We start from the raw sequence: 17,438 nt of genomic DNA, 5'->3' as shown, positions 1-17,438 counted from the left end.
TTTCTGTTGGGATCAAGAGGAAACGCCCTTTCTCTCCATATCGCCCCAATGATGTTTCTTGTTTCGTGCCTGGATCAGACCCTGTACCCGGAAAAAAGCCGTCATCGGACGGTACCAGAAAGTTTCAGATAAAGCCATGAAGAACAATTTAACTATATCACTCACTCTTGGATACCTTCTTAAACTCCACTCTTCCAGCAGAACCCCGCACATGGATAAAAACGAACCATACAGCAGGCTTAAGCAGAACAGGAGGATGGCCATCTTCCAGGAGATCAGCGAAAAGGTGATTCCCATTACAATGACGACGTATCCCAGGAACTCTACCACTGCGCCCAGTAGTTCAATCAACAAGAAGTAGGGCATCGAAATCAAACCGACACTCTTATAATGCGGGTTCAAAAGCATCCCTTTGTGTATGGACAAGGTCTCCAATAGCCCTCTCTGCCAACGGCTTCTCTGTCTTTGAAGGACCCGGATGGATTCAGGTGCCTCTGTCCAGCAAACAGGGTCGGGTATATACTCAATACGATGGCGGCTCCCTTCATCCTTTAGAAGCCTGTGAAGCCGGACGACGAGCTCCATGTCTTCCCCAACCGTATGAGGGTTATATCCCCCTGCCTTCATTACCCAGTCCTTGTGAAATACGCCAAAAGCCCCGGACACGATTAAAAGGATATTGAATTTACTCAGGCCTATCCGTCCCATCAGGAACGCCCTTAAGTACTCGATTACCTGCATGATGACAATAGGACGGCGGGACAAGCCGACTTCAACGACCTCCCCGCGTTCAATTTTACACCCATTTGCAATACGGACGGATCCTCCTACCGCGATGACCTCTCCATTGGAGTCAATGATCGGTTTCATCACCTGCAGGAATGCATCCCGTTCAAGAATTGAATCTCCATCCAATGTACAAAAGTACGGATATTTTGAAACATTGATTCCTGCATTCAAGGCATCCGCTTTACCGCCATTCTCTTTGTCAACGAGATATACATGCTTGTAAACCTTTGAACGGTATACTGCCTTTATTTCCTTGGTATCCAGGGATTTGCGTATGACCAGAGGTATTTCCTCCATAGAGAATTGCTCAAGCATCACAGCAAGGGTGTTGTCTTTGGATCCGTCATTAATCACGATAATTTCATATTCAGGATAGTTCATGCTCAAAAGGGACCTCACACTTTGCACAATTCCCAATTGTTCATTGTAGGCGGGTACCAGAATGGTCACCGGCTTCGTATCATAGGAATATAACAGCTCATCATGCTGTGCGGTTTCCATTCCTAATCTCCTTCTTAATTCCAAAGCAGAAACAAAGAAGATAAAAAGGTAGAACGTAAACACAATGAGCATATAGACTATCAAAAAGATTCCAGTGTAATAAAATATATCGCTTAGGATTGAATAAAACATTTACACACTTCCTAACCATTGAGAGGCCATGTCTCTAGCAAAAGCATCTGGATGATTCACAGCAGCAGCCTCTAACGTCAACCTGCCATCTCTATATTTTGTTAATGCTTCACCCGCATAATACCTCACCCACCAATTAGAAGAGGCAAGCAATTCAATCAACATGTCCCTGTAACCGGGATGGACAATCTCCCCGGCAGCCTGCGCAAAACTCATCTGCTCAACCCAGCTGCTGGAAGCGGAATAAGGATAGAGAGCTTTAGGGTTTGAAATGAAACCAATATTCCTTATGGCTTTCACAGCGTTTACCCGGACCTCATGATCCTTAGAATCAAGGCATGTTTCTGTAAACGGCAGTAATGACAAATCCCTTTTTTCCCCAATGTATGATAATACAGCTACCTTAAAAGGAGACGGAAGCTCCTCAAACCGGGAAACCATTGTATTTAATGTGTCTGTTGAGACCCTTCTAATGATCTGTTTGTAAAAAAAAGTAGATTGATAGGGCGGGGAGGTTAATAGTGCATCCAATATCTTTGAATCATCAGCGCCTGCTGCAGTTTGTAAAATAAGGTTTTTCTCCTGGCGAGAAGTCTTCGCTCTATCATAACGTTCCCACAATAGAGGTACGAAACTGTATATCTGAAAATCTTTTATAACCATGAGGGCATTCATTCGTTCTGCCCAGCGATTGCTATCCAATCCTTTATTCAAAGACTCAGCCAAGTACTTTTCTGCTGTTTCCGTGATGTTTCTTTTAAAGGAAGATGAATCAAAATTGGATTCAAAATTTTTCAGAATGTCTTCGATCGCTGCGATTAAGGATGCATTGTCCTTTAACTCCTTTAGTCCTTCATCATCCCCATTGAGCATTTCCCTAATTAAAAGAGGCCTGACCTTTTCCTTCATTGATTGAATCCTCGCATTCCTGCTAAGCTCTATCTTTTTTCTAATCAGAAGGTACATAAGCATTAGCAGCAGAACCGCCAGCGCTCCTACTATCGCAATAGTCATCTGTAAGTAGGAAATGCTAATCATTTTTCTCTTCCATCCTCTTTGCGACTCTCTTGATCCTTGCAATCAGTTCATTGATCTTAAAAGGCTTCGTGACATAATCGAATGCCCCCGCTTCAAAGGCAGAAACAATATCATTTTCCCGATTCCGGCTAGTCAGCATGATGATCGAGACTTCATTCTCTGAATGCCGTTTCCGAATTTCACTCAGAACTTCCATCCCGTCCATTCGGGGCATGATGCCATCCAGCACAATGATATGCTTTCCATCCTCTTCCAACCTGCCGCTGCTCAGGAAGGTTTCGCCTTCTCTGTAAACCTGCAGATCCACATCCCACTTTCCCCAGTCAACCGCCTCAAGCTGATCACTTAAAAACAGGCGTATGACCTCATCGTCATCCAATACAGAAAGTTTTAACTTATTCTCAGAAGCGGTTTGTTTAGTTTCCTCTTCAGGTTCCGTCTGTTCCTCCACAACCTCAGGACGAGCCGAGGACTCAAACAAAACCCCCTCTAATTCGAGCTCTTCATTAATATCGCGGTACACTTTGCCTTCTAAACTAAATGCTTGGCTGCTTCCCCTTCCAGCTGCCTCGATGGCTGCTTTCAGCAGGCGTTCCGCTTCTGCTGCTGTTTTTTCAGGCAAGATAACCGCTGCGATATATGGACCTACTTCTAAAAAAAATGAGTTATACGGAAGGACTTCCTTGACCGCCTTCCATCCACTGAGATTACCGTCCCTATTTAATTGTTCATTCACAGAAAAATGCAATATATAAAAATCGATATTATTTTTTCTGAGGAATTTGGTGTTCCTCTTGAGTGATTCCAAACCCATTTTCTTTTCCATCTTAATAAACCCCTTCTTTCTTATAATGCTGTCGCTAAGAGGCTGTGTACTCTTTCTACATGTCCTGTTTCGACCCAGGGATTTTAATCACCTTGTCTATGCAATCAACACTATGTTAACAGTACTTTTCAAAATATAATCAATTATTCATCTATTATAGTTTACTTTGATTAACATATAAATAAATCATGCGCTGCTATGATCACTAAATTTTAAAAACACACCAAAATGAAAAATTTGCAAAAAGTAGCCTGATTGATAAAATGAAGTAGAAAGATTCTGAATCAAAGGAGAATACATATGGAAAATTTCAAGCAAAACCTGGAAAAGTATGCCGACTTGGCTGTCAAAGTCGGGGTCAATATCCAGAAAGGACAAACATTGGTTGTCAATGCCTCCCTGGATGCGGCAGAATTCATCAGACTGGTCGTTAAAAAAGCATATGAAACAGGCGCAAAGCACGTTTATGTAAACTGGAACGATGACACAGTGAACCGTTATAAATATGACCTTGCTCCAGATGAAGCATTTACAGAGTTCCCTGAGTGGAAAGCAAGAGAAATGGAAACCCTCGCAGAAAACGGCGCTGCCTTCATGTCTGTCGTTTCAGCATCACCTGATCTTTTAAAAGGTGTAGATCCGGAGCGTATTTCCAATTTCCAAAAAGCAGCCGGCCAGGCGATGGACAAATACCGTTCTTATATCCAGTCTGATAAAGTAAGCTGGACTGTCCTTGCTGCTCCATCTGAAAAGTGGGCTGCGAAAGTATTCCCGGATGCTCCTGCTGAAGAGCAGGTTGACAAGCTTTGGGACGCAATCTTCAAAGCGGTTCGTGCCGATCAGGAAAATCCAGTTCAAGCGTGGAAGGATCATGACCAAAATCTCCATGAAAAAGTGGATTACCTGAACAGCAAGAAATACAAAAAGCTTCACTACACAGCCCCTGGGACAGACCTGACAATCGAGTTTCCGGAAGGCTACATGTGGGTTGGTGCAGGAAGTGTGTCTGAACAGGGCGTGAACTTCATGGCGAACATGCCGACAGAAGAAGTATTCACTGTGCCATTGAAAACAGGTGTCAACGGAACCGTATCAAGCACGAAGCCTCTAAGCTACGGCGGAAACGTCATCGACAATTTCAAATTGACATTCAAGGATGGTCGCATTGTTGAAGTTCAAGCTGAAGAAGGCGAGGACATCCTGAAACGCCTGGTGGAAACGGACGAAGGTTCACACTACTTGGGAGAAGTGGCATTGGTGCCTCACCAGTCTCCTATTTCCGAGTCCAATATCCTATTCTATAACACTTTGTTTGACGAGAATGCATCCAACCACCTTGCCATCGGAAGCGCTTATGCATTCTGTGTGGAAGGCGGCAAAAATATGTCCAAGGTTGAGCTGGAAAAAGCCGGCTTGAACAACAGTATCACACACGTCGACTTCATGATCGGCTCTGCTGAAATGAACATCGACGGCATCACAGAAGACGGCTCTGAAGAACCTGTCTTCCGTAATGGTAATTGGGCATTTTAATATAATGCAGTTAAGAACCAATCCGCCTTTTGATTTGCGGATTGGTTTTTTAATGATTCCTGGAATGGCGGCTTGCTTGCGAGAGACCTTTTTACATATCTGTCCGTATGACAGGCTCCGTGCACTATGGAAGATTCAGAAGGTCACTTTTCTTTTTTTGATTGTTAGGGTGGTGTCTTTCATTAGGTCATTTCCCTCTTTTTCAAGATACTTTTCACCCTCCTTTCCGTCTTTCATGTCTTTGAGAACCTCCCTCAAGACACTTTTCTCTCCCTTTTTCGTCGTTCATGTCCTTGAGCAGCTCTCTCAAGACACTTTTCACCCTCCTCTCCGTCGTGCATGGTCTTGAGAACCTCCCTCAAGACACTTTTCTCTCTCTTTTTCGTCGTTCATGGTCTTGAGCAGCTCCCTCAAGACACTTTTTCCCTTTCTTTATCAGTCGTTTTTGCCTTTAAGCTCCCCCTTTTTCTCTACAAAGACGTAGGCTCGCGAGGTCTGTTTTTCTAACTCACGGATGGCTGAATTCACCTTTGCCAGCACCTAATATTTCAGGAATTTTTCTTATCCTTCCCGGTTCCCCCTGCCTTAAAAATCCTCTTGTAATTTTTGGGATTCACCTATATGATATTAAAGGTTAAATTAGGGGAGCGGGGAGATTATATGAGAATTAGGGATTGGGACCGCAATCTGAAGGTCCGGCTTTTTGGAGAAGCGATGATGAACATCACATTCTGGATGTTCTTTCCTTTTCTGACGATCTATTTTACAGAAGCATTCGGGAAGCAGATGGCCGGGCTTCTGCTTATCGCCTCGCAGGTTTTTGCTGTAATCGCGAATTTAATGGGCGGGTATTGCGCGGACCGTTTCGGAAGGAAAACAATGATGGTGCTGTCTGCTTTTGGACAGGGATTGGCCTTCTTCGTTTTCGCTTTTGCCAGTTCTCCGTGGCTGGAATCAGCTGCACTGGGATTTGTTTGTTTCACCTTTGCGAGCGTTTTCGGCTCATTTTACTGGCCTGCCAGCCAGGCAATGGTGGCTGATGTCGTTCCGGAAAAAGATCGCAGCCATGTTTTCGCGATTTTTTATACTTCAATAAATATTGCCGTTGTAATCGGTCCGATTTTAGGCAGTATCTTTTATGTCCATTACCGCTTTGAACTGCTGCTGGTGTCAGCAGTCATCTGCATGATCCTGGGATTGATGCTTGCCAGAATGACAAGGGAAACGGCTCCTCAGAACTATGAGGCAAAGCATGTGACAAATGGACAGCCAAGGGCCTGGTATCACGCCTTAACGGATCAGTTCAAGGACTATAAGGTAATTATCCAGGACAGGACTTTCCTTCTATTCATTTTAGCCGGAGTCCTGGTTGGCCAGACTTTTATGCAGCTTGATTTGTTAATTCCTGTTTATATTAAAGATTCCATGGAAACAGCTACATTGCTGAGTTTCTCTTTAACAGGTGAGCAAATTTTCGGGGTCATCCTGTCAGAGAACGGCCTTTTGGTCGCATTGTTCACGGTAGTTGTGACGAAATGGATGACTAAATATAAAGAGAGAAATGTATTTATTCTTTCTTCATTGATTTATGCAGTTTCGATATTTATCTTCGGCCAAACCGCTTCTGTTTATATGTTCATCATCTCCATGGCCATTTTTACTTTTGCGGAGTTGATGACAGTCGGTATTCAGCAGAATTTCATTTCGAAACTGGCTCCTGACCATATGCGTGGACAATATTTTGCCGCCGCAAGCCTGCGGTTCACTCTGGCCAGGACTGTCGCTCCGGTCTCCATCACGTTTTCGTTATGGGCCGGGTATGAAATAACGTTCTTGGGACTCGCTCTTCTGGCAGCTCTTAGTGCGGTTTTATACTTCATCATGTTTCAGAAGATTGATAAACAAAACACTATGAAACAGGCAGCTCCTGTCAGTTCTGAAGGGTGAATAAAATTTTTCCTGAAAAATTGAACTCTCTCCCTTTCGTCAAAGATTTATAGATGTTACAATGGGACCCGGTTGAAATTTTACTACTATTTCATCGGAAAAAGCCGATTGATTCCAATCAATAAATCGCAAAGAAAGGGTGTATTTCAATGCATATCGGAAGCAAAGGCTGGTACGTGGAAAAACTTAAGGAAAAAGGGGTTCGCCGCTACGAGGAACGTAAGCTGGAATCCTATAAAAAGCACGTTTTAGCTAATTTACTTGAAAAATATGAATAATATTTTTTTGCCGGGGGGTCTTGGACTCACCGGCTTTTAATTTAAATTTGTTGTACCAATTACAATTTCTGTATTTTACCTGAGACAGATTCCCCCAATTTTGTGTTCACAACATCTTCAGCCTCCTCCAAGTCCTTATTAACTAACCAAATCTACACCAAACCAACATTACCTGTCATAAGAATAATGAAGCGTGTTTGTTTTATATAATTTAGTGGATTATATAAATGAAGCCAATTCTGAAAGGGGATCAAGATGAGTGAATCCAAAAAAGTAAAAGAAACGAGGACTATCAAAACGAGCCATGTCCTTCCTCCGGATACGAATCATCACGGTACATTATTCGGCGGAAAGCTTATGTCCTATATTGATGATGTGGCATCCATTTCTGCATACAAGATGGCAAGGAACCCTGTAGTGACGGCTTCAACTGACTCGGTCGATTTCCTGAAGCCGATTAAAGTGGGCGATGCCGTGACCTTAGAGGCAATGGTCACTTATACGGGCAGCAGTTCCATGGAGGTTTGTGTAAAGGTGACTTCCGAGAACCTGTTGACGGGAGAAACGGCGGTAGCGGCCATTTCTTTTCTGACGTTTGTTGCCTTGGACAATAACGGAAAACCATGTCCTGTTCCTAAAATCATTCCTGAAACAGAAGAGGAAAAATGGCTGAATGAAACGGCTGATAACCGCGCGGCCCACCGGAAGGCCCGGAGAAAACACAGTCAGGAGCTGGCTGAATTTTTTGCAAGCCATTGAGTCACTAGTAAACCCCGTCCTAACCATAAGGGCGGGGTTTATTATGTAAAACCAGTTTCAAAGCTGTTAACCATAGAAACCTGACCATTTCCTTATGGATTAAAATAGCAAGCGGGCTTTTCACCCCTCCTGCACCCACTAAAATTCTTTTCACCCTTTACACACCAAATCCCCAGCAGGAATACCATAGTAGGAATAAAGAAATGGGGTGATTCGGTGAGTCCATTAAAGCTTCCAATCCTTCTAGGAGGGCCGATTATCAGACGGGCAGATACTCGTCAGGTTACCATTTGGCTCGCTACAAGTGAATACTTTGACATCAAGTGCGTGCTATATACCATCCATACCAGCAAGGATGCTGATAACTTTGACTATAAAAATTTTGAGTGCTCCTTTAAAACCAATACCATCCAGGCAGGCACCAAGCTGTTTATCCACCTGGTAACCATCACGCCCGTTACCGAAACTTTTCCTGTTCAAACACTCATTGGATATAATGTGTTTTTTGACAATGGCTCCGCACATTATGACCTCTCCAGCTTTGACTTGCTCACCCCCGAAAATCCTGCGGCCATCATTTACGGAAATCTGCTTTATCCAACCTTCTTCCTCTGTGATGGAAACAGCAGCATTTTATATGGTTCATGCCGCAAACTTCATGGAAAAGGCCCGGATGTTCTTTCCGAAGCGGATGAAGTACTCTCTTCTTCCTTTCATACAGACAAAAGACCGTCGGCATTGTTTCTTATGGGTGATCAAATCTATGCAGATGATGTGGCTGACCCTGTATTTCCATTCGTGCTGAGCTTGAGCAAAGAACTTATTGGGCAAAGAGAGGATTTGGCTGCCGTAGATTCCCGCTTAAATTCTCCCCCATTTAAAGAAGGCATACAGAAAATAAACGGGCGGCAATTTATAACCGAACACTTCTGCAACTTCACTTCCAATAATGCAGATAACCATCTGCTTTCATTCGGGGAATATGCAGCGATGTACCTGCTCTCATGGAATCCTGCTTTATGGCACCTGGCGCACCGGGAGAACCTTTTTCTTTCATTTGAAGAAGCTTTAAAAATGGATAAGATTTATTTTTCTTTTCATAACCGCGAACGATTTCAGAAAGAATACAAAGCGGAAGTACGGCTGCTGAAGAAAAGATATGTGGAACAGTGTGAAGAACTGTTTGCCTTGGAAGAGGCACTTTGTTCCGTCCGGAGGCTGATGGCCAATATCCCGACATATATGATATTTGATGACCACGACATAACGGACGATTGGAATTTAACTGAAACCTGGAAATCGGATGTCCGTCAGTCTCCTCTCGGCAGGCATGTCATTAGCAACGCCCTTGCCTCATATTGGTTATTTCAAGGCTGGGGAAATGATCCGGATTCCTATGAGCACTTCCATCAGCCATTACAATCCTATTTCGGTACTATGACTGCCAACTCTCCTTCACATTTGGTTTGGATGGACACACTTTGGGAGTATTCCTCCTGGCACTTCATAACTCCAACTATACCCGCTGCTGTCTTTCTTGATACAAGAACGCAAAGAGACTATATTGAAATTCCTCAACCGGTTAAAATTGGAACCAACATAGAAGAATTAAAGTTAACTCCAAATCTGATCGATAAAGAGGCCTGGGATGCCATTTCCAAAAAATTAAGGAATTCCGCCTGGGAGAAAGGCGCTCCCTTAATAATTGTTTCACCACCCCCATTATATGGGATTGGCCTGATTGAAAATTTTATACAGAAATTTTCTTTGCCGCTTCGTACAATCGGGATACCAGTCCAAAAGGCTTTTGACATGGAAGCTTGGAAGTACAACGAAAAAGGTTTCTCCGAGTTTCTTTGCCGGATCGCTGATTGGAGTCCAGAAGAATGCATAATTTTATCAGGAGATGTCCATTCCGCTTCTGCTGTGAAATCTAACGTGATACTCCCAGATGGCCGTAACTTCAGTCTCCATCAGTTCACGAGCAGTCCCATCAAAAATATGAGTTACTCAACCATAGCCGGCACTCTGATGAAATTTTTAATCATGCTGAATGCACGAAAAAGAACAAACCGCCGTATTCATCGATATTGCTCAAAGCAATTTAATCTGCTTATTTCGGAGATGGAGAGTAGTATTCCTCAAGAGTACGAGTGGAAAGAGACCATTCAGTATTTAAAAATTAAGAAATCCTCCTTATTTGAAACAGAAAATAATATCGGGCTTTTCACATACACACCGCATCTTCTCACCAACACATTGCTATTAAAAGACTCTTCTCATCATTTAACATTGAATAGCTAATCGACCCCTTCATAACTGGAAAAGGCAGCATTCACAGGGCTGCCTTTTCCAGTTATTACAATTAAAAAAATCATCGGTTTTCCTAATATAATAAACTCTGATGACGATATAAGGTACGGACCTCTTCATAAATGTCCAATTATCTACTAGGAGGATCATCAGTGAGAAAGATATTTTTTATTGTGCTGACCATCGCTGCCTTAATAATGGCCGGGTGTTCAGGTACTACTAATTCAGAAGAAACCACAGAAAAAGAATATAAAATCGGGGTACTGCTGTCGGATACCGGTTTAGGGGATGAGTCCTTTAATGACTCGGCCTTCCGCGGACTGGAAAAGGCCCGGGACGAACTGGGGATTCTTTTCGATTACAGGGAAGCGCCGGATGGAGACTTCGAAAGTCCCCTTGATGAATTGTCCCAACAGGGGAATGACCTGGTCATTGGGCTTGGATTTTCGGTTCAGGAAGCCATTGAGAAAACTGCTAAGAAATATCCCGAGCAGCAATACCTCCTAATAGACGGGGTATCGGAGCTCGAGAATGTTACGTCTATTACCTTTAAAGAACATGAGGGAAGTTTCCTTGTTGGAATGGTGGCAGCAATGATAAGTAAAAACCAGAAGCTCGGAGTGATAGGCGGAGCAGATGTTCCTGTCATCCACCGTTTTGAAAAGGGATTCCAACAAGGGGCCCAATACATAAATCCTGAAATCAATATTGTAAGTGAGTACGCCAATAACTTCGGCGATGCCGCTTTGGGAAGAAAAATCGCTGAAAGACAAATTAAAGACGGCGTTGATTTTATTTACCCTGCCGCCGGATTCACAGGGGTCGGTGCCATCCAGGCAGCACAGGATAAAAAGATTTATACAGCCGGAGTTGATTCTGACCAATATTTCGTTGCGGAAAAAGCAGTTGTCACTTCAATGATGAAAAACATTGATGTAGCCGTATTTAATATGGCCGAGCAGCTCGTTAAAGATGGAAACACTGGTCAGGATATCTATGAACTCGGCCTTGCGGAGAATGGGGTAGGATTAGCGCCCATCCGAAACTTCAACCTGTCAGACGAGCAACTAAAAGCCATTGAGTCAGCTAAGGAAAAAATAATCTCTGGCAATATCACCATCAATCTAAACTAACGAGGAGCCGGATAAATGAAATTACGAAGCAGACTGATCATTTTAGGGGTACTTCCACTAGTACTTTCAATCAGTATCATCGCCTATATGATCTTCCAGATTGTCAATATTCAAAGTTCCGCCAAGGATGATGTAAATGTACTAACGGCAACGGAGTCACTGAACGGCAGCTTGCTTGTCACAAAGCAAGCTATGGCGAATTATGCCTTCAATTCATCTGACGCGAATAAAGCGGAAGCTCTTTCACTTTTAACAAGTACGGAAGAAGAAATGAATATGCTTGATCAACTTCTGAAAGGTGAAAGAGAAAAAGCAACCCTTTCTAAAGCAGCAGGCAAATTCACCGAATTAAAACAGGCTGCCGAACAGGCCTTAAGTTCACTAAATACAGCTGAGGCAAAAAGGCAATCCATCCGTATTTCAGGAATCTTGAATGATATGCACCTATTGGATAAGCAAACCAGTGAATGGTATGAAGGAATCCTAAAGCAGACAGAACAGAAAATCACCTTTATCATCTGGTCCTCTGTGATTGCTTCTGCCCTTATCATTTTGATGTCTATAGCTCTGTCCCTATTCCTTTCTAACAGGATTGTCAAGCCTATCAATGCCATTGTCAATGATGCCGCAAAGGTTGCCGATGGGGATTTGACTATACAGCCAGCGGCATCTAGAAAAGACAGCAGATATGAAATCGATAATCTGCAAAACTCATTTTCCAATATGGTTCAAAATCTCAGGCAGACCGTCCTTTCCGTTGAGTCCATCGGTGGAAGGGTAAAGACATTCACAGATGAAGTGAATGTTCATATGCAGAGCTTGACCGAGAGCAGTAACCAAGTGGCGGTTTCTACCGAAGAGCTATCTCGCGGAAGCCAGTCCATCTCGGAAGATATCAGTTCTACCGCAGAGCTGATGAATTCAATGGGAGAAGAATTCGGTAAAAATGTGGACGAGAGCAATCGTTCCGTACAGTCCAGCAAAGAAGCATTGGATATGGTCCACACAGGAAAAACCACATTGAATAAACAGAAAGCATATTCTGAACAACAGTCACAATCTTCTCAAGACATTATGCTCTCAGTAGAGCAATTTGCGAAATACACGGATGAAATTGAACAGGCGGCAACTTCCGTCAAGAGCATTGCAGATCAGACAAATCTTCTGGCTCTGAATGCGGCGATTGAAGCAGCGAGGGCAGGTGAAGCCGGAAAAGGATTTGCAGTAGTTGCTGAAGAAGTAAGGAAGCTGGCAGAAGACTCTTCTAAAGCGACCGAACTGATTGGCAAAATGGTCCATAACATCAAAGATGGAATCGGCTCCATTATTGACCTTACCAATAAAGGAAACCACCTTTCCCAGGAACAACTTGCATCCATGAATGAAACCGAGGCTGTATTCGAAAACATCTCTGATAAAATCAGCTCAGTATACAATCAGCTGAATTCCCTTGTGGAAGGTATGAACCGATCCAACGAAATGACAACCAAAGTCATTTCGGCAGTAGAGAACATCTCTGCTGTCACGGAGGAAACAGCTGCCGGAACAGAAGAAATATCCGCTTCGACTGAAGAACAACTAACCTTCTTTAATCAAATGAATGCGAAAATCGGACAGCTTCATCAAATGACAGAAGAAATGAATCAAGAACTGAACAAGTTTAAAATATAATTGGAACTCCGGCCTCAGGTTAATGGGGCCGGAGTTTTTTGGAAATGCAAGAAAAGTTTTCGAGTCATTATCTTGCTGATTCTCATAGCGCACAATTCACCAATATAATCAAGACTCCAATCCCACGACAAAGCTGTAAAACATTCAAGAAAATACCCTTCTAAAATATGATTTTTATCTTTAAAAGTCGCCCTGCATTCCGGCGGCTACCCCTCGCAGATTCTCAAGGAGGAAATTGAGAATCACTGGTGAGAGTGAATTCCTCGCCCTCCGGCCTGAAAATCTCCTAATTAATTACATTACAAGTTTACAGCAAGTTTAAGTTTTCTTAACACGCAAAAATCTCACATCCCCCCGGTCCATCGGCTACACTCAACACAATGCTGTCAAGACAATAAAAAATTCAGTTCCTCGTGCCAAACCCCTTTGTAACAGCTTGTAATAATTAATCTTTGGAAAATATATCCGTGTCTTTTACAGTCGAAAATCTCCTATAATTTATGAAGTATATGAAGATAGAATTAAAAAACAGGTAGTTTACTAAACATGAAAACAAGATGAAGTCTTATAGTTGGAGGAATAAATATGCTTTCAAATTCGGAGATCGGTATTGATTTAGGTACAGCCAATATTCTGGTATACAGTAAGAACAAAGGGATTATTTTTAACGAACCTTCCGTAGTTGCCATTGATACTGAAACGAAAAATGTCCTGGCTGTTGGTACTGAAGCCAAAAGCATGATCGGTAAAACACCTGGAAAGATCGTGGCGGTAAGACCTTTAAAAGATGGGGTGATTGCTGACTTCGATGTGACAACGGAAATGCTGAAGCAAATCATGAAAAAAGCCAGTAAACAAATGGGCCTGTCCATTAGAAAGCCAAGTGTGGTGGTTTGTACGCCTTCGGGTGCCACTTCTGTAGAAAAAAGGGCGATACAGGATGCTGTCAAAGGCAGTGGTGCGAAATCCGTTACCTTGATTGAAGAACCGGTTGCAGCGGCTATTGGAGCCGATCTTCCTGTCGATGAGCCGGTTGCCAATGTGATTGTGGATATTGGCGGAGGAACCACTGAGGTCGGCATCATTTCCTACGGAGGCGTCGTTTCCTGTAATACCATCCGTATCGGCGGTGACCAGATGGATGAAGATATTGTACAGCATGTCAGGAAAAAATATAATCTGTTAATCGGGGAACGCACGGCTGAACAAGTTAAAATGGAAATCGGCTATGCCCTTATTCCTCATGAAACCATGAACATGGATATCCGGGGACGTGACCTTGTGACCGGACTTCCTAAAACAATCACTTTGGATTCGAACGAAATCCAGGAAGCACTCAAAGAATCACTGCTTCATATTCTGGAAACGATTCGCTCCACATTGGAAAACTGCCCTCCAGAACTCAGTGGTGACATTGTGGACCGCGGGGTCATACTAACGGGAGGCGGCGCGCTTCTTGGCGGCATGCAGGATTGGCTGTCAGATGAAATTGTCGTTCCTGTCCACCTTGCTCCTAATCCATTGGAGTCTGTAGCAATCGGAACAGGCCGTTCACTTTCGGTTATTCACAAGCTGCAAAAAGTAGCAAAATAATTTACTCCAAGCCTTGAAAATCAAATTGATTTTCAAGGCTTTATATTTTCTCCATAGGTTAATAAGGCAACCCCTGAAACCAGCTTCAAAAAAAACCGGCTGCACAGCGTCCTGCAGCCGGTAATGAAGATGAAAGGAGGTTCTTCATGATACATAATATGAAGAGATTCCATCCGTGCTTGTACTTCTAACTATTTTTTCTAAATAAGGAATTAGAGGGTCTCATGGCGCTCATACTAATAATATGAGCAACCAGGAAGGATGAGAGTTAATGGATGAAAATCAAATTGAAGATTTATTTGATTTTTACGGATACAGTGATCTCTATAAAAGATTTCAATACCCTCTCTATGTCTCCGGGCTTTTGGATGAGGCAGACACTGAGGAACTAGAAGATTTCTTTGAACACTTTTCCTTTCATAACCATCATCCTTTATTTGATGAATTCAGGTATTGGTTTCAATATTTCCGGATCACACGGAAGAGCTTCAGTTAGTTATTTGATTGGAGATAGCTTATTAATGGCCTCTAGCGATGTGCTAGTGGCCTTTTTCACTTAACATAATTGCCAGCACCCTTGTAACACCAAAAAAAGCCATTAAGCAATGACATTGAAATCGACAAAGAAAAAAGCCTCATTAATAGGCTTTTTCCTGGTAAAAGTAATTTGGTGATTTCCACTCGTTTTCATAACTTTTATGAAAAATATGGGTGGACGCCGGTGAGACAGGTGGAATGAGCCAGGTCCAATCACCTGTCAGCTCTCTCCCGCATTGCTTCTCTTTGTTTTCAAAGGTTTTGAACTGCTGGGCAGCTGTATGGTGGTCCACGATGCTGACCCCTGCTTCCTTAAAAGAATGAAGGACAGCAATGTTCAGTTCAATCAAAGCCTTGTCCTTCCAAAGTGTAGATGCCTTGGAGGTGTCCAACCCTATGCAGCTTGCCACTTTAGGCAGCATGTCATACCGGTATTCATCCGCCAGATTCCTTGCACCGATTTCCGTTTCCATATACCATCCATTGAACGGGGCCGCCTTATAGGAAATACCGCCAATCTCCAATCTCATGTCCGAAATGATCGGCACGCCATACCATCTCAAACCCAGGTCATGAAACCAGTTGTACTCTGGATGAGTTAATGGTACCTCCAGCACATGATCAAGGTTGACTTCCTTCCAAACCGGAGTCCTATGTCCGATCTGGACGACCCACGGCAAAATATCAAAATGCGTTTGTTTTCCTTTCCAGCCAAGGTCTTCACACTTTTTCGTGAAATCCAATGAGGCTGGATCCCCTGTCATCCCATACTCATCCTTGTAACCAGCATACCTGATCAGTTGATGATTCCAGATTCTTATATCAGATGCACCCGGTATGGAGGGACGGAAGATGGTGATGGTCGGGCGAATTCTCCCTTCATTCGAGGCATACTTCAGATGCTCTTCCAACTCTGAGAAAATCTCGCCTTCAGTGGAAGCTCCTCTTGCATCTCTTACATGCATGGTGTCCCAGAACAGCCTCCCAATACAGCGGTTACTGTTTCTCCACGCCATTTTTGCTCCATGTTCCAATTCTGCATAGGTGTGGCTGTAAGTTCCGGTGCTCTCTATTTCACTTTTAACTTGTTGAATTCGTTCTTCTATTTCATCTGTCTTTCCCAGTTCCCTGTAACAACCTTCTATAAATGACACAGCTTCCTGAATTAATTTTGACAAGATAGACTTCCTTTCACGGCTGATTGCTACCGTGATTATATCACGACACTGCTCATTGTCGAAAAAAAGAACTCTTTGTCAAATGAATTTACAACTTCTTTTTATAACAGTAATAGGTTGTATGTCCTTCTGGTTTGGATAAAAATGAAACTTCTCCGAGCCTTTGATATCCATGTCGCTCATAAAACTTTAGAGAACGATCATTCCCTGAGAAAGCATCAAGCCTGATGGACTCATATCCCCGTTCCCTTGCGCCGAATCTTCTGCCCATTTCAGCATTTCGGAACCGGCCCCTCTGCTTTGTAAAGTAGGTTCCAGAAATAATGAGTGCAGGACCAAAGGCTTGGAATAGCTCCAGGAGATACCTGCCCATTCCTTTGACTCCCATTCATTCAAAACCATACTTCCTTCCAGAAACTTGTCCGTTAACATTCAGCAGGAACATTTCTTTACATCTAATAGCTTCTTTAAAATATTCTTCATTCGGATAGTCATCATCCCACAGAAAGATCTTTTGTTTCAAGAGATTGTCCTTACACCTTATATACATACTAAATACTTCTCGCAGATGCTGTTCATCTGCCGGAAGTATTTTTAAATATTGACTCAAGATATCCATGTCATTTCCTCCAAGGGTTAATAAATCACCTTAGATTATTCCACCATGGAGTGTAAAATCCCTTTGTTCTTCATAAAAGGCTGTATTGGTATAGATTGTTGTTATCGGAAAAACCCAAAGGGCCGGATTTTTCGCTATATCTCTGGAACTACATATTAAATAGCAACAAAGTTATAGAATAGAGCCAATAAAAAAGAACGGCAGTAAGTTCTGCCGCTCCCCTTAGTCATGACGCTTATGTTTATTGAGAAGTTCCTTCAGCATATTGATTATGGTTGCTCTTTCTTCATGATTAAAAGTCGCTGTCCACTCTGTGATCAGCTTATCCTCATCCGGATGAAGCTCTCTTTGCAGTCCATCTGTTAAAACTTCATGAATTTCATTAAGTGTTTCTTCTCTGTTCGCTCCGCGAATTTCTTCCATGGCGGCAAACCTCCAGTCCTTTTAGTTCGGTTTATTCCCTCATAGGCAATAGTCCAAACGTTGAGCGGAAGCATAGGGCACATCTTTGTTGCATTTTACTCCAGTCAATGAAGTCCTCCTAGGCGTGAGATAATCCCCCTCGTCTTTTCCAGCAGGGGAAACACCTGC

General features: G+C 42.9%; 16 protein-coding genes. 9 read left to right on the top strand and 7 right to left on the bottom strand.

The genetic code is table 11. The features are described from left to right. Positions 1–12: 12 nt before the first annotated feature. The 3 genes from V1502_RS04200 to V1502_RS04190 are packed head-to-tail and all read right to left on the bottom strand — an operon-like array spanning position 13 to position 3,286. On the bottom strand, positions 13–1,422 hold the full coding sequence (locus V1502_RS04200) for a glycosyltransferase family 2 protein (protein ID WP_409253141.1): 1,410 nt from the start codon (positions 1,420–1,422) through the stop codon (positions 13–15). Beyond that, a complete protein-coding gene (locus tag V1502_RS04195) occupies positions 1,423–2,460 on the bottom strand; it encodes a HEAT repeat domain-containing protein (protein WP_409253140.1) in 1,038 nt (345 codons plus the stop codon). Continuing rightward, complete coding sequence (locus V1502_RS04190; protein WP_409253139.1) at positions 2,453–3,286, bottom strand: response regulator transcription factor; 834 nt, start codon at positions 3,284–3,286, stop codon at positions 2,453–2,455. Before V1502_RS04190 ends, V1502_RS04195 begins: the two co-directional genes overlap by 8 nt. Before the next feature lie 300 nt (positions 3,287–3,586). On the opposite strand from V1502_RS04190, the gene V1502_RS04185 reads away from it, so the two are divergent. The 9 genes from V1502_RS04185 to V1502_RS04145 all read left to right on the top strand — a co-directional run bounded on the left by V1502_RS04185 (position 3,587) and on the right by V1502_RS04145 (position 15,009). Continuing rightward, the gene (locus V1502_RS04185; RefSeq protein ID WP_409253138.1) at positions 3,587–4,819 is read left to right on the top strand and encodes an aminopeptidase; all 1,233 of its coding nucleotides are present in this window, start codon (positions 3,587–3,589) and stop codon (positions 4,817–4,819) included. A gap of 660 nt (positions 4,820–5,479) precedes the next feature. Beyond that, the gene (locus V1502_RS04180) at positions 5,480–6,766 is read left to right on the top strand and encodes an MDR family MFS transporter (RefSeq protein ID WP_409253137.1); all 1,287 of its coding nucleotides are present in this window, start codon (positions 5,480–5,482) and stop codon (positions 6,764–6,766) included. Positions 6,767–6,915: 149 nt separating this feature from the next. Next, positions 6,916–7,044, top strand: coding sequence for a DUF2639 domain-containing protein (locus V1502_RS04175; protein ID WP_409253136.1), 129 nt, complete (start codon positions 6,916–6,918; stop codon positions 7,042–7,044). 255 nt (positions 7,045–7,299) lie between these two features. Beyond that, complete coding sequence (locus V1502_RS04170) at positions 7,300–7,803, top strand: acyl-CoA thioesterase (protein WP_409253135.1); 504 nt, start codon at positions 7,300–7,302, stop codon at positions 7,801–7,803. A 216-nt stretch (positions 7,804–8,019) separates the two neighbouring features. Beyond that, positions 8,020–10,107 (top strand): hypothetical protein, encoded by a 2,088-nt coding sequence (locus tag V1502_RS04165; RefSeq protein WP_409253134.1) that lies wholly within the window; start codon positions 8,020–8,022, stop codon positions 10,105–10,107. 161 nt (positions 10,108–10,268) lie between these two features. Then, entirely contained in the window at positions 10,269–11,249 is a 981-nt protein-coding gene (locus V1502_RS04160) for a BMP family lipoprotein (protein ID WP_414646247.1), read from the top strand. Between the two features lie 15 nt (positions 11,250–11,264). Then, on the top strand, positions 11,265–12,920 hold the full coding sequence (locus tag V1502_RS04155) for a methyl-accepting chemotaxis protein (protein WP_409253133.1): 1,656 nt from the start codon (positions 11,265–11,267) through the stop codon (positions 12,918–12,920). Between the two features lie 585 nt (positions 12,921–13,505). Then, the gene (gene mreBH, locus V1502_RS04150; protein ID WP_409253132.1) at positions 13,506–14,513 is read left to right on the top strand and encodes a rod-share determining protein MreBH; all 1,008 of its coding nucleotides are present in this window, start codon (positions 13,506–13,508) and stop codon (positions 14,511–14,513) included. 271 nt (positions 14,514–14,784) lie between these two features. Beyond that, a complete protein-coding gene (locus V1502_RS04145; RefSeq protein WP_409253131.1) occupies positions 14,785–15,009 on the top strand; it encodes a hypothetical protein in 225 nt (74 codons plus the stop codon). 142 nt (positions 15,010–15,151) lie between these two features. Here the strand turns inward: V1502_RS04145 and V1502_RS04140 are convergent, their stop codons facing one another. The 4 genes from V1502_RS04140 to V1502_RS04125 all read right to left on the bottom strand — a co-directional run bounded on the left by V1502_RS04140 (position 15,152) and on the right by V1502_RS04125 (position 17,270). Next, positions 15,152–16,228 carry a nitric oxide synthase oxygenase gene (locus V1502_RS04140; RefSeq protein ID WP_409253130.1) on the bottom strand — a complete coding sequence of 359 codons (1,077 nt, stop codon included), beginning with the start codon at positions 16,226–16,228 and terminating at the stop codon, positions 15,152–15,154. Between the two features lie 88 nt (positions 16,229–16,316). After that, on the bottom strand, positions 16,317–16,601 hold the full coding sequence (locus V1502_RS04135; RefSeq protein WP_409253129.1) for a hypothetical protein: 285 nt from the start codon (positions 16,599–16,601) through the stop codon (positions 16,317–16,319). Positions 16,602–16,616: 15 nt separating this feature from the next. After that, positions 16,617–16,847: a hypothetical protein gene (locus tag V1502_RS04130; protein WP_409253128.1), complete on the bottom strand. Its 231-nt coding sequence runs from the start codon at positions 16,845–16,847 to the stop codon at positions 16,617–16,619. Between the two features lie 222 nt (positions 16,848–17,069). Continuing rightward, positions 17,070–17,270: a hypothetical protein gene (locus V1502_RS04125; protein WP_409253127.1), complete on the bottom strand. Its 201-nt coding sequence runs from the start codon at positions 17,268–17,270 to the stop codon at positions 17,070–17,072. Positions 17,271–17,438: the final 168 nt, after the last annotated feature.

Source organism: Rossellomorea sedimentorum, from assembly GCF_046237645.1.
In the GTDB taxonomy this organism is placed as follows: Bacteria; Bacillota; Bacilli; order Bacillales; family Bacillaceae_B; genus Rossellomorea; species Rossellomorea sedimentorum.
Note: the sequence above shows the minus strand (reverse complement) of the source record. Positions and strands in the feature narration are given on the sequence as shown.